General features: G+C 40.5%; 11 protein-coding genes. 4 read left to right on the top strand and 7 right to left on the bottom strand.

The window, feature by feature from the left end:
* Window positions 1-2 precede the first annotated feature (2 nt).
* Complete coding sequence (trpB, locus tag ACFG4S_RS08535) at window positions 3-1,238, bottom strand: tryptophan synthase subunit beta (protein ID WP_392534383.1); 1,236 nt, start codon at window positions 1,236-1,238, stop codon at window positions 3-5.
* Between the two features lie 426 nt (window positions 1,239-1,664).
* On the opposite strand from trpB, the gene ACFG4S_RS08530 reads away from it, so the two are divergent.
* Together ACFG4S_RS08530 and ACFG4S_RS08525 are read left to right on the top strand one after the other, a co-directional pair.
* Window positions 1,665-2,012, top strand: a complete 348-nt coding sequence (locus tag ACFG4S_RS08530; RefSeq protein WP_392534382.1) for a translation initiation factor — start codon at window positions 1,665-1,667, stop codon at window positions 2,010-2,012.
* Between the two features lie 149 nt (window positions 2,013-2,161).
* A complete protein-coding gene (locus ACFG4S_RS08525) occupies window positions 2,162-2,320 on the top strand; it encodes a YqaE/Pmp3 family membrane protein (RefSeq protein WP_099065790.1) in 159 nt (52 codons plus the stop codon).
* Between the two features lie 172 nt (window positions 2,321-2,492).
* Here ACFG4S_RS08525 and ACFG4S_RS08520 read toward each other — a convergent pair whose 3' ends face one another.
* From ACFG4S_RS08520 to ACFG4S_RS08500, 5 genes are all read right to left on the bottom strand, one after another.
* On the bottom strand, window positions 2,493-3,161 hold the full coding sequence (locus ACFG4S_RS08520) for a carbonic anhydrase (protein WP_392534381.1): 669 nt from the start codon (window positions 3,159-3,161) through the stop codon (window positions 2,493-2,495).
* Window positions 3,162-4,080: 919 nt separating this feature from the next.
* Window positions 4,081-4,332 (bottom strand): DUF5340 domain-containing protein, encoded by a 252-nt coding sequence (locus ACFG4S_RS08515; RefSeq protein WP_392535941.1) that lies wholly within the window; start codon window positions 4,330-4,332, stop codon window positions 4,081-4,083.
* Between the two features lie 242 nt (window positions 4,333-4,574).
* Window positions 4,575-5,465: an indole-3-glycerol phosphate synthase TrpC gene (trpC, locus tag ACFG4S_RS08510; protein ID WP_392535940.1), complete on the bottom strand. Its 891-nt coding sequence runs from the start codon at window positions 5,463-5,465 to the stop codon at window positions 4,575-4,577.
* Between the two features lie 110 nt (window positions 5,466-5,575).
* Complete coding sequence (lpdA, locus tag ACFG4S_RS08505; protein WP_392534380.1) at window positions 5,576-7,006, bottom strand: dihydrolipoyl dehydrogenase; 1,431 nt, start codon at window positions 7,004-7,006, stop codon at window positions 5,576-5,578.
* A gap of 791 nt (window positions 7,007-7,797) precedes the next feature.
* Window positions 7,798-8,181, bottom strand: coding sequence for a hypothetical protein (locus ACFG4S_RS08500; protein WP_392534379.1), 384 nt, complete (start codon window positions 8,179-8,181; stop codon window positions 7,798-7,800).
* An 817-nt stretch (window positions 8,182-8,998) separates the two neighbouring features.
* On the opposite strand from ACFG4S_RS08500, the gene ACFG4S_RS08495 reads away from it, so the two are divergent.
* Window positions 8,999-9,910 carry an IS982 family transposase gene (locus ACFG4S_RS08495; protein ID WP_392530720.1) on the top strand — a complete coding sequence of 304 codons (912 nt, stop codon included), beginning with the start codon at window positions 8,999-9,001 and terminating at the stop codon, window positions 9,908-9,910.
* Between the two features lie 153 nt (window positions 9,911-10,063).
* Here ACFG4S_RS08495 and ACFG4S_RS08490 read toward each other — a convergent pair whose 3' ends face one another.
* Window positions 10,064-11,626, bottom strand: coding sequence for an ammonium transporter (locus ACFG4S_RS08490; RefSeq protein WP_392534378.1), 1,563 nt, complete (start codon window positions 11,624-11,626; stop codon window positions 10,064-10,066).
* A 902-nt stretch (window positions 11,627-12,528) separates the two neighbouring features.
* On the opposite strand from ACFG4S_RS08490, the gene ACFG4S_RS08485 reads away from it, so the two are divergent.
* Entirely contained in the window at window positions 12,529-12,918 is a 390-nt protein-coding gene (locus tag ACFG4S_RS08485; protein WP_392534377.1) for a hypothetical protein, read from the top strand.
* The last annotated feature ends 685 nt before the right edge of the window (window positions 12,919-13,603 follow it).

The raw sequence follows: 13,603 nt of genomic DNA, 5'->3' as shown, positions 1-13,603 counted from the left end.
ATTTACCCAGGATTTAATAACTTAGCTACAGTTTGTACATCCTTGTCACCACGTCCAGAGCAGTTGATGACAATCCGAGGACTGTCGGTTAGTTGAGGACAGAGGGTTTCCAAGTAGGCGATCGCATGAGCTGTTTCCAATGCCGGAATAATCCCCTCCAATTTCGACAATCGCTGGAACGCAGCTAAAGCCTCGGCATCCGTCACACTATAGTATTCAGCCCGACCAGTATCTTTCAAATAGCTATGTTCTGGCCCCACACCGGGATAATCTAACCCCGCACTAATTGAGTGTGCCTCAATGATTTGTCCATCTTCATCTTGTAGCAGATAACTCATAGCCCCATGCAATACACCAACTCGTCCTTTTGTCAAGGTTGCTGCGTGTTTTTCAGTATTGACACCTTCTCCGGCTGCCTCAACTCCAATTAACCTGATAGAAGGTTCATTGATAAACTCATAAAATAGTCCCATCGCATTGGAACCACCACCGACACAAGCTAAAAGAATATCAGGCAACCCACCCCATTTTTCCATTGCTTGGCTGCGAGTTTCTTCGCCAATGACTGCATGAAAATCACGTACCATCATTGGGTAAGGATGAGGTCCTGCAACTGAACCCAGAATGTAGTGAGTCGTTTCCACATTCGTCACCCAATCTCGGATAGCTTCAGAAGTGGCATCCTTCAGGGTTCCCGTTCCCGCTTCCACCGGACGTACTTCTGCCCCCATCAACTTCATTCTAAAGACATTCAAAGCTTGGCGTTCCATATCATGAACGCCCATGTAAATTATGCATTCCAGCCCAAAACGAGCGGAAACTGTGGCTGTAGCAACTCCATGTTGTCCAGCGCCCGTTTCGGCAATAATCCGCTGTTTACCCATACGCTTCGCCAACAATACCTGACCAAGAGCATTATTAATTTTGTGAGCGCCAGTATGATTTAAATCTTCACGTTTTAAGTAAATTTGTGGCCCGGTGCGATCGGGTCGGGCATAATGAGCAGTCAGGCGTTCAGCGAAATACAATGGTGTGGCACGTCCTACATAATCTCGTAACAACTGCTGTAGTTCTGCTTGAAAACCAGGATCGTTACGGTATTGTTGATAAGCTGTTTCTAATTCAGCAAGGGCAGGCATTAGTGTCTCAGGCACATATTTACCGCCAAAACGTCCAAAGCGACCTAGCGTATCGGGAACAGAAGTAGTTAAATTTGTAGGCAGGGGAGTGGTAGTCACAGGCTGATTTTAATGATGGGAAGGGCTTAAATCATTATAGAAAAGTCTAAGCATATCTGAGGAGTGGGGAATAGGGAACAAGGGGACAAGGAGATAAATACAACTCCCAATACTGCTCGGGTAAAGCATTTTTAACTCGGAATTGGATTTGGGGAAAAGGTTAAAGGGTAAAGGTTAAAGGTTTTTTCTTTCCCTTTTCCCCTTAACCGACAAGTATTGATACAACTCCTGACTTTTAACTCTTAACTCAGCACGGGCTAAACGTCCCGCTATCCATGTACAGCACTCAGCACTCACCACTCACTGTTTTGCCCTATGCCCACTTCCTTGCAATGGATTGGTGATGTTAGCTTAGAAATTGATATCCTAGCAAAATGGTTGTGTAGAAGTTTCCACTGCTTTGAATTTTTTTGTAATAAAAATTTTATGTCTTCTTCCAATTCTAAATCTGACGATAAAAGCTTTGTCTACCGCGAATTTGGCAACGACAACTCCCCCGCCACAGAAAGACCAATTCCAGAACTACCTCCACAACAACAAAATCTGAAAGTACAAGCTTCACGCAAAGGACGTAAAGGAAAAACCGTCACTGTGATTAGCGGTTTTCAAGCCAAACCAGAAACCTTGGCAGATTTGGTGAAACAGTTGAAAACTCAGTGTGGCACAGGTGGGACAGTTAAAGACAACGAAATTGAAATTCAAGGCGAACACAAGCAGAAAATTCTCGAGATTTTGACTAAGCTAGGTTACAAAGCCAAAATTAGTGGTGGCTAATGTTAATTGAGTGCGGTTTACCGCATCTCAACCGCAACATAAATTTAGAGAAGGAATGTTATGTTTAAAGAGTATATATAAATATGCTTGAAGAGTAGTAAATGACTTGTTCAACAACCTGTATTTGATAAAATTGTTAGGAGGTTTAAATGGATTTAGTTCGGATTCTGTGTGCCATTTTCTTGCCCCCTTTGGGAGTCTTTTTGCAAGTAGGTTTTGGTATAGATTTTTGGATTAATATAGTTTTAACGCTTTTTGGTTATATTCCTGGGATTATTCATGCAGTCTGGATAATTGCGAAGAAATAATTCTTTGTAGAATCATTTGGTATGCGAATCTTGGCGATTCTGAATCATAGTTTAGAGGCAATTGATGAATTGCCTCTAAACTATGAAAAGACTACCTATTTCATTCCAAAAAAAGCATTAAAAACCCCAATTTTGACGTTTACAAAACATATTTATAATTCGTAATTATAAATTAACTATCATTTTTTAACATAGCGTAGAGTCTAAACTCTAGAAGCAATGGGCAGATATGCAATTGCCATTGTGCGGTTGAGACTTTCAAATCTTTGATTAACCCAGTACTTATATCTAATACCCAGCCATGAACCGTAGGTGCTTTTCGTGCATAAAGTGCCTGGCGCATTACGGAAGTCTGGTAAAGATTTTTTACTTGTGCCACAACATTGATTTCTGCCAAACGATTAAGACGTTCTTTTCTTGTTGGCAAGGCGTCAATTTCTTCTTGTTTCTGTAAATATAATTCCCGGATCGGATTTACCCAGTTATCAATGATTCCGATGCTTCTCCATTCTAAAGCGGCCTTAATTCCTCCGCAATCGTAGTGGCCACAAACGATAATGTGTTCCACTTGAAGATGGAGAATTGCGTATTCTAAAATGGCTAAAAAGTTAATATCTGTCAGAGATACTTGATTAGCAATATTACGATGTACAAATAATTCTCCCGGTTCTGTACTGGTAAAGTTTGTTAAAGGCAAACGACTATCAGAACAACCAATATACAGAAAGGGTGGTGTTTGTCCGCTAGATAATTCTTCAAAGTAATTTGGATTGATCGCCAGCTTTTGGGCAACCCAAGCCTGATTATTTTTGAAGAGTTCATCAATGCTGTTATATTTCATTCTTTCATCAAATTAAGTAGAAGGCACGAGGCAGTTCGCAAAAGGCTTACTGCAGGTTAGGTACAAGTTAAGTAAAATCTACTCACTCAGCTGATTTCATATCATGAGCAAAAGACTAGACTTCTTGCAGAAGTCGGGAAAAGGGGAAGGTGGAGTCCCCTCTGGGGATAAGGGGCGGGGGGAAAGGGTAAAGGGTGAGCATCTCAGTTTTGCAAATGCACCCTAAATCGACCCCCCTTAGTCCCCCCTTAGTAAGGGGGGAAACAAGATATTTGCTCCCTCTCCTTAGTAAGGAGAGGGTTGGGGTGAGGTTGAAAAAGCTTTCTACAAAAGTGAGATGGTCCCGGGTAAAGGTTTTATATTTTCCCCTTCCCCTTTAACCTTTCCCTTTTCCCACGAAGGTGCAAAAAGCACTTTTGCAAGAGGTCTACTTATTATTTGGGCTGATGCAAAGACACAGGGACGCGGAGAAATTTTAATGATAAGTCATTCGTAGGACATAATTTCAGTGGTTTGCATTTTAGGTTTAATTATGTCTACCTACTTAAGAGAGAGGATATTATAAATATTTTAGCTGATTCAAATTTTTTCTAAAGCAATATAAATTGGTTTGGATCTAAAATCTTTATAAACCTGATAATTGTTAGTATAAATTTAATATTATGTCTGTGTATAAATTGAAATTGCCAATTTTAAATCCTCATTTATGGCAATATTATAATTGTAAGAATTCAAAATCGAGAATCCAGAATTTATAATACTTGAAGACTCCAACTTGATTATTTTGAAGAATATCAAGCATCCGTAGCAACCTTGATTTTCGAGTAATTCTGAGTCCTGAATTCTTACGTGCCAACTATTCCTCAATCTGAATTTTTACCCCAAATATAAAATCCAAAATGGTATTAAGTTATCAGCTTCAATCATGAGCAACAACTTTGCTACCGTTATGATGATTGATTGACCAACGGTGATCGATATCGAGAGAGGAAAACTGGCAAATTTCTTCTAGTCGCTTTTGTTGCACAGCAGCTTTACGGAGAGTAATAATTAGCTGATTCACCTGATGCCTTAAATCTGGATTATCATTTACAGCTAGCATAGTTTGTCTTTCTAATAGTTGAAGTATAAGTTCGTAGTGGATAGGTGAAGGTAGAGGAATTTGCTCCATGAAGTTAATTTTTAATTTCAAATTTGGGATTTTTTATCAGTCAGAGTTTATCTCTTGTTAATGAATTGTTACATAAGAAATAACTATTTGTTTAGGGCTTTGATTTGGTTAGCGATGAAGATTTAGCAAAGATATTGGTCATATTAGGCAGCAAAGTGCTGTATATTCACGTATAGTATGCCCAATTGCCTGATTATTATTTGCAGTCTCCCTGGGCTTTTGGCCTAGGGAGGGTGTTTTTTTCAGAAATTCTTTGGTAACAGACGGGCGATCGCAGCGCCGGGATCGGGTTGTTTTACCAAAGATTCTCCAATGAGTACAGCGGATGCACCTGCTTTAACCACCAAACTCAGATCGTCTGGGTTGTGTAGTCCTGACTCGCTGACAACAAGGATGTTTTTCTGTTGCAATTGGCTACCTCTTCTAGCCAAAAGTTCGCAAGTAGTTTGGAGATCAACAGAGAAATCTTCCAAATTGCGATTATTGATTCCTACTAAGGAGACTCCATCCAAGGCTAACACACGGTCAAGTTCAGCTAAACTGTGGACTTCAATCAAGGCAGTCATTTTCAGGTTGTTGGCAATTTTGAGGAAGTATTGTAAATATTGATCGCTTAAGATAGCCGCAATCAACAAAACAGCATCTGCACCGTGAATTCGTGCCAAATACATCTGGTATGGATAGATAATAAATTCTTTGCACAGTAGGGGCAAATCTACCGCAGCGCGAACCTTGGCTAGGTTCTCAAAGCTACCTTGAAAAAACTTCGTATCCGTTAGCACAGAAAGACAGCTAGCACCACCTTGTTCATAAGAAAGGGCGATCGTTACTGGATCGAAATCTTCTCGTAAAACGCCTTTGCTAGGTGAAGCTTTTTTGACTTCCGCAATCAATGCTGGCTTCGTCTTACCGTAATGCAAAGCTGCAAAAAAATCTCGGGTTGGCGGCGCGGAAAGTACCTGATGTTGCAATTCCCGTAAAGGTAACCTTTCGCGCATTTGGTCAACTTCTACTTCTTTCTGCCAAACAATTTCCTCCAAAATATTGTTTGGCTCTGAATCAGGTACAGTAGCCTGATAACGTAACGTGGATACAGCAATAGCTGGGTTAGGTGAACGACGACGGATTTCCATAATTGGGGACTGGGGAATGGGGACTGGGGACTGGGGAATGGGGACTGGGGAATGGGGACTGGGGAAGAATTCTTCCCAATCCCCAGTACCCAATACCCAATCCCCAATCCCTAAATGGCGATCGCTCGTTTATAAGCTTCGTCCAGAACTTCTGAAAGTGTTGGGTGGGCGTGAACTAGATGTGCAAGGCTTTGCACAGATTGACGGTGAGCGATCGCGGCTGACGCTTCGTGAATTAAATCTGAGGCGTGGAGTCCGAAAATATGGACGCCTAAGACTTCTCCGGTGTCTTTGCGATATATCACCTTGGCCATACCGTCGGCTTCATTTTCTGCCAACGCTTTAGAATTTCCTTTGTAGTAACTCTTGCTGGTGGCGATTTCAAAGCCTTCGGTTTGTCCCAATTCCTTGGCTGCTGTTTCTGTTAAGCCTACATAACTGACTTCTGGGTGGGTAAACGCCGCTGCTGGGATGCTGCGATAGTCTACTATTCTTTCCCTACCAACGATGTTTTCTACAGCGATGATGCCTTGAGCAGAAGCCGCATGTGCTAACATCATCTTGCCATTAGCGTCGCCAATTGCCCAGACATGGGGCACGACTTCACCGGCTGATAGCACCGCCATGCGATCGTCCACTGGGATAAAATTCCGGCGATCGAGTTCTACACCTACAGACTCTAAACCGAGATTTTTGGTCGCTGGGATGCGTCCAGTAGCCACCAAGCAAGCATCTACCTCGATGACATCTAGATCTTCTTTGGTTTTGAAATCTGCTAACTCAATGACTACAGGTGAACCTGGGATGACTTTTTTGGCGTATATCCCAACTTTGGTTTCAATATCGCGGGGAGTAATTAGCACCCGTTCGGCAAGTTTGGCAATGTCGCGGTCAAATCCTGGCATTAACTGATCTAGGGCTTCAATCAAGGTGATTTCACAACCCAAAGCTGAGTAAATATCAGAAAATTCCAAGCCGATGTAACCACTGCCAATAATTGCTACCCACTCTGGTAGTGATTCCAACTTCACACCTTGGTCGCTAGTAAAGACAGTTTTGCCGTCTACTTCGATTCCCGGAGGAACAAAAGGAATTGAACCAGGAGAAAGGATGATATCTTTGGCTGTGATGGTTTTTTCACCACCGTCTCCAGCGATGGAGACTTTTTGTGCCCCAGCGATTTTTCCCCAGCCCTTGATAATATCAACTCCCAGACGTTTGAGACTGTTAGTTAAATCGCCTTGAATTTTCGAGACAAGATTGGTAGCATGATTGGCGATCGCTTGGCGATCGAATTCCACGCTACCAACTTGAATTCCCAACGACTTGAGGTGGTGGGCATTCCGTAACTCCCGCACACGTCCAGATGCTGCTAGCAGTGCTTTAGAAGGAATACAGCCCCGATTAACACAGGTTCCTCCCATATCAGCAGCTTCAATAATCGCTGTTTTTAGACCACAACTTACGGCGTGTAGGGCAGCGCCATGTCCGCCTACACCAGCGCCGATAATTACTAAATCGTAATCAAATCCTTGACTCACGTTAGTTTCCCCGTGTGCTTCGCCTATTTATTCTCAACTTGACCGAGCATCAACGCAACCCCTTTAACAGTTATCGGTTATAAGTTGTCAGTTTCGTCGCTGGGTTTGAGCCTTGAGACAGAGTTACCTGTGATCTGCGATCGTTGAACACTGGGAACATTTAACCTTTGGGCGTTGCTAACTCCAATCCAATTATGATTCACTCACTTTTGGCGAAAAGATGGATGTTTTCAGTAATTATAGTCAAATCTACATATAGGAATCCGGTTTGATTCCTAAACTTACTTGCGTCGAGAGGGAACTTTTAACAGCGAACACAAAAAAATCGATAGATACGTACTGAGTCTTGTTCAAAAATCAAATAGTAGTTCTATAGTTCAGTGCTGGATGGTCAGATATAGCACTCTTCTAACTGTCAAATACTTGGTTTCAGGTCATACCACTAGTAGCTCTGAGAAAAACTACCACCCTATAAATATTGAATAAGAATGAGACTTACGCAACTGGTATATTATTTTTAGTTTGTAGTGCACCCCCCTGGGGAAGCAAGCTACACGCAGCGTCTCGCAGAGAGGACTTTAGTCCTCAAAATCAGGGCTTCAGACCTTACTACACACTAAAAGTTTTAATTTTTTGTGACATTTTCGTAAGTCCTAAAAAAAACAAAAGTTTAGATAATTCGTTAAATTAACTTTAAAAAGCTGGAATTAGTCAAAACGTCCCCAGCAGCCAGATTCGCCCAAAACCCTACACTGAACTGTGTTCAGTGTAGGAGTATGTCACCGTAGAAACTAGTTAGAAATATCTTTGCCTACCTGTGCTGCACTTTCCCCTACATCACGAGCAGTTTTTTTTGTACCTTCTACGTAGCCCGATCCAAATTGTTTAAAAGCTTCTGCTGACTCTTCTCCAATTTTTTGCAGTCGTTGACCAGGAGAGCCTTCGGTTTCCCGAGCTTCTCTATTCCACTGACCTATTGTTTTCGGTCTTTGAGAATCATCTTGCTGGACTTGTTCGCGAACTCTCTCTTTTAAGGCTTTATTATTGTCAGCAGAAGCAATATTCGTTGTCAGCACAAGAAAACCAACTAAGACAACAGCTAAAAAACTTTTTATCTGAAGTCCTTTAAGCAGGGAACCGATCTGACCAATCGTCTTGGAAATTAAATTTGTCATGGTGATTAGATTGCTTTTTTTAGTACAGATAAAGACTAACTATAAAAAATTAATTATCCTTCTAGCAAAAGACGTATCTCAGTTATGAAAAATAAAAGCTTTTTAAATCCTGGGGAAGATGTGAGTTGTTAAATCAATTGGTAGATGTATTGCATATTCATCCAGAAAAAGTATACCTTTGTGTGTATCTTAAACAGTTTTTTTATCGATGGTTAATTACCTTTGAGAAGGAGCTACATCTTGCGCTATACAAAGTTTTATCAGTCAACATAAAAATCTGAGGCTTCAAAAGATACAATAGAAAAACAATTATAGTTTAGACAAGCTCACAAAACTTGGGTGATATTGACATTCTTAAATCTAATCAGAGTTATTCGCTGCTAAATTTTGTCCAGTAATCGGCTAAAAATTTCAAACATTAGTTGGATATTATCCCAGGGAAAGCGCATCTGATTTAAAACCTGATGTCATCAAATGGAATCGTTAAGTAAGATAGACGCTTTGCTTTTCAGAGTACTACTAAACGTCTTTAATACTTAAATCATGTCCAGGAATCTATAATTATAATTATGCAAAATAATCTGTAAATTTAGTTATCAACACCTGATAAACAAAAAAACGCGTAAATTTTCTTAGACTTTAGGCGTTTAACTCAACGTGAGTTCGACGGTTAGAAAAAGCCAAAAAAGCTTGCCATATATAGATTTGCACAATTGGGTATTGTTCAGGCGATCGCTACGATTGATTGAGAATCTGTGAAAAAGTGACAAAAAAATGCCGAGACTAAAAATATCTAAGAAAAATCAAGGTCTCGGCTATGTCTACCATTGTATCTCGGCTCGATATCACTCAAATATTCTGGGATGTAGATGATTTCTGTAACCAATGGGAAAATCTATGGCAGCAAATACCACAATTACCGTCTACTTCTGGAGAGCGTCGCAGTAAATCGAGGATGTGTTTATCAGAGGTAATGACAATAGTCATTGCGTTTCATGGCAGTGGATATAAGACTTTCAAGGAATTCTACACTCTGCATGTGCTTCAAAGTTGGCATCAAGCATTTCCGAATTTGGTCAGCTACACTCGGTTTGTGGAATTGATGCCTTGGTGCTTAATGTTATTATGTTGCTTTTTACATACACGTACAGGAGAAATTACAGGGATTAGCTTTATTGATTCCACTCCGATTAATGTTTGTCATAACTGTCGAGCCCATTCTCATAAGGTATTTAAAGGCTTAGTAGAATGGGGTAAAAATTCTGTAGGTTGGCACTTTGGATTTAAACTTCATTTGATTATTAATGATTGCGGAGAATTACTTGCATTTTCATTAACTCCGGCGAATGTAGATGACCGAAAACCAGTTCCAGAAATGACTCGTGACTTAATTGGTAAACTTTTTGGTGACAGAGGATACATCTCTCAAAAATTATTTGAGGAGTTATATGAGCGCGGATTGCAGTTAGTCACAAAATCTAAGAAGAAAATGAAAAACCGTTTGGTAAAACTGATTGATAAGATTCTGTTACGCAAACGCGCTGTGATTGAGTCCGTCAATGACCATCTAAAAAATATATGTCAAATCGAACATTCTCGCCATCGTAGTCCATTTAACTTTTTGGTTAATTTAATGGCTGGTTTAGCTGCTTATACTTATTTGCCTAAAAAACCTTCTATTGACATTTACCCAAAAGGCTTACTTGCTCTACCTCCTGCCCTTTTTTAGCTCTGTCGAACTCACGTTAACTCAGTTGGACTCAGTTTGAAAAATAACTGGGGTAGTTTATTATGCGTAGTTTTTAGTTCGCGAGTTACACTCGCGAACTATCTTCTTTTTGTCTAAAGTCCAATCTGTTTAGGGTGCGTTTGGGAAAACTCTCTATCTATTCACTTCTTCTAATGGAGAACTGTCAAGATTAGCTGATGTACTAATGACATATTCAGGATAGGCTGGTATGCCATGCTCGTGTAAATCCAAACCTTCCAATTCGCCTTCTTTCGACACACGCAGAGTCCCAGTTAAATTTACTAAATACATCAACCCTAGTGCCACAGCAAATGTAGACACAGTAATAATTAGGTTGCCGATAACTTGTGCGCTCAACACCTGTATCCCTCCACCATACAATAGACCTCTTAAGGGTGCAGAGACATCAGGTGTGATGGGACCAGTCGCGCCGAATTCACCGGTAGCAAACAACCCTAGCGACCACGTTCCCCAAATCCCGCAAAAACCATGTACAGGAACTGCACCGATGGGGTCGTCAATCCGAAGCCATTCCAAGAGGTCTATTCCGAGAATGACAACTACGCCAGCTACCGCCCCAATGATGATAGAACCTGTTGGATTCACCCAATAGCAGGGGCAAGTAATCGCAACCAAACCCGCTAAGAAACCGTTGACCGTGAAGCTCAAATCCCACTTTTTTGTTTTCGGATATCCAAAAAACAGTGCCGACAGACCACCTGCACATGCTGCCAAGGTAGTATTGGCAGCAACCCGTCCAGTCCCCACAAAATCCATCGCTGAGAGTGTAGAGCCGGGGTTGAAACCGTACCAGCCGAACCACAGAATCAGACCACCGGAAGCAGCAATTACAAGATCGTGGGGTAACATCGGCCCGCCACCGTCGCGCTTGAACCGACGACCTAAACGCGGACCAAGGACGATCGCACCCGCCAGGGCAATGAATCCCCCAATGGTGTGAACAACTGTAGACCCTGCAAAGTCATGGAAACCAATTCCCAAGAAAGGCAGGAAACCGTCTTTGCTGCCCATCGTTGCCAGAAAGCCGTCTGGTCCCCAAGCCCAGTGTCCGATAATTGGGTAGATGAATCCAGAAACGCCAAAGCTGTAGAGAAGATCGCCAATAAACCCTGTCCGTCCAATCATTGCCCCAGAGGTAATCGTCGAGCAAGTGTCTGCAAAGGCGAACTGAAATAGCCAGAACGCCAGAAACGCTACGCCTGTACTTTCATAGGTAGCAGGAGACCCTTGCAAGAAAAACCAATTCAGTCCAATCAAGCCGTTACCATGACTGAACATGAAGGCAAAGCCCCATGCATAGAACAATAAACCGCAAAGACAAGTGTCAACGATGCACTCCATCAAGACATTGACGGTTTCACGAGAGCGACAGAAACCTGCTTCCAGCATTGTAAAACCTACCTGCATTGCGAATACTAGGAAGGCCGCTAGCAGTGTCCAGAGTGTATTAATTGGGTTAATGATGTCATTGCCTTTGAGTATTGGATCGGCTGCCAGAACTGGTGTTTCCATCAAATTGGGGATGAAGGTAAATACCATCAACAGCATGATGATAGCCGTTGCCTTGCCCAGCAGTAGTAAGTAGCCGTAGCGCCTCCACTCCGGATCGCGTAAACGCTGTCCCAATCGTGACAACTTGTTAACTTGCTGACTTTGCCCAACAGTAAGAGACATTTTCTTAATTGTAGGGAATTGCTGATGCTTAAAGAGGAAAAAGCCTTTATTGACTGGGGTAGATATCGCTTTTACGAAAAAGATAATAAAACTTGTTACCAAATAGCCAAATAGGTTGAGGGAATTTCGACTGTTTTTTCCCAAATAACTACAAGCTTTAAACAAGATAGTTTTGAATCTGCTTCTCTTGTTAACCACTAAGTCAAACCTCCATGAAGGTAAATATTTTTCAACAAGCAAAACCTCAATTGTCAGTCAAGCTGTTGAGGAATTATCTGAAGTCTTTATGGCAAAAAAAATTGAGCATGATTGTCTCAAAACTGCTAGCCTATCAGGTTACGATAGTTGCGGCACTATCAACAACAAAAAAGGAGTTTTTCTGTAAGTTTTTAACCAAATTTTTCTAATATCAAAAACACTGATATTTTGATAAATCTGAATATTCACTTACAGGAATAAACTAATAAATTTGACTAATTGTTTATTTATTTATGACAAAAAACTGTATTATATAATACAGTTTATGTTTAGGATGTTGCATGAATTTACTCCTGCTATATCAGGTATAACCACTGTATTCTTTACAGTATCAGTATTTCCCGATATTAAGATAGAAACATTCAGAATGTTATTAATTTTATATACAACAAATCAATAAGTTGTTACTTTTTGTATTTACAACCTCATCAGTATTGTCACATTTTCGTCATGCTTTTGTCATGCTTTCGTCAAGTGGATATGTTAGGGAAAATATGTTTATTCATTTTTATATCGAGATTAAAGATGTATTTTAATTAACTTTATGTAATTGACATTTTTCACGGATGATTGTATTAGTATTAACATCACTGTATCGCGGGATACTTTTGACTATTAAAATACGCTCAAACCGAGTTAATAATATGAAACCATTTAGCTTTTTGTCATCTGCATTAGTAGTTCTAAGTCCTTTAATGTTTTCTCAACATGCCTTAGCTGACGGTTGGCCTACAAGCGTCGTTGGAACCTGGAATGTTACTGCCAATCAAACCTCTGGACAGTTGGTTATTACCTTTCAAGATACAACAGGACAATGTAGGAAAATTCTAGGCACTATTTTCGGCAATTCTATTGTGGGCTTTTACTGTCCATCCAGTGGTCGTATTCATTTTTTACGGAAAGATTCTTCGGGCTTTACCATTCAGGATTATAGCGCCAATCTTTCGCAAGCTGGTACTAAAAATTACATAAGTGGGGTGTTTGACTCCGATCTAGGGTCTTTCGGTGAGTACAGCTTTTTTGGTTCTAAATAGGCAGATTAAGGTTTTCCGAATTGTTTAATTTCCAGCAATAAGCCTCCGATTAACATCGGAGGTTTTGTGTTGATTAAATAACACAAAAGGAATTCATCTCGAAAACGTGAATGTATTAATCAAATGATAAGTGTTCGGAATAACTTCTCAGTGGCGCGATTATCAACGAAATCATGGTGATTCCAGCGTTGTAATGATTTAGAAAAATTAAGCTAATATCCTCAAAGCTTCTATGGAGGAGAATATGCCAATCATTATGCAGGTAAATCAACTCCATTAAAGAATAAGAATTAAATAACATACAATTTATGTTCCTGGCTTACCTCACCCTCAATCCCTCTCCTTATAAAGGAGAGGGAAGCTAGAGACCGGATGAAGTTTTGCATCTTATTTAATCCACGTTCCTAAACATCAGCCCTCAACTAGAAGACATGATTTTTCATGTCTGACTTGATGACACCAGTTACGCAGAAGAAATTGGTGTACTTACTTTTGCTGTCAGACAAAACTAGTCCTTCACGGTAGCATTGAATACATTTTTATTGCTAGCTTTGGCTTTTAATACAGATATAATTCAGAAACATATATCTTTAGTTAGAAAATGTATCTATCTTAAGATATAAATTTTTTAGTGTATAATTGATTTCTTCTAGGAAATAGATAATTCCTGAAGAACTACAGCAAT

The sequence above is a fragment of the Nostoc sp. C117 genome, from assembly GCF_043099735.1.
Lineage (GTDB): Bacteria > Cyanobacteriota > Cyanobacteriia > Cyanobacteriales > Nostocaceae > Nostoc.
This window is presented reverse-complemented; position numbering and strand designations above follow the sequence as displayed.

Coding starts and splice junctions, on each gene's coding strand:
- ACFG4S_RS08530 (WP_392534382.1), top strand. CDS start 1,665: ATGTCTTCTTCCAATTCTAAATCTGACGATAAAAGCTTTGTCTACCGC.
- ACFG4S_RS08525 (WP_099065790.1), top strand. CDS start 2,162: ATGGATTTAGTTCGGATTCTGTGTGCCATTTTCTTGCCCCCTTTGGGA.
- ACFG4S_RS08520 (WP_392534381.1), bottom strand. CDS start 3,161: ATGAAATATAACAGCATTGATGAACTCTTCAAAAATAATCAGGCTTGG.
- ACFG4S_RS08515 (WP_392535941.1), bottom strand. CDS start 4,332: ATGGAGCAAATTCCTCTACCTTCACCTATCCACTACGAACTTATACTT.
- trpC (WP_392535940.1), bottom strand. CDS start 5,465: ATGGAAATCCGTCGTCGTTCACCTAACCCAGCTATTGCTGTATCCACG.
- ACFG4S_RS08500 (WP_392534379.1), bottom strand. CDS start 8,181: ATGACAAATTTAATTTCCAAGACGATTGGTCAGATCGGTTCCCTGCTT.
- ACFG4S_RS08495 (WP_392530720.1), top strand. CDS start 8,999: ATGTCTACCATTGTATCTCGGCTCGATATCACTCAAATATTCTGGGAT.
- ACFG4S_RS08490 (WP_392534378.1), bottom strand. CDS start 11,626: ATGTCTCTTACTGTTGGGCAAAGTCAGCAAGTTAACAAGTTGTCACGA.
- ACFG4S_RS08485 (WP_392534377.1), top strand. CDS start 12,529: ATGAAACCATTTAGCTTTTTGTCATCTGCATTAGTAGTTCTAAGTCCT.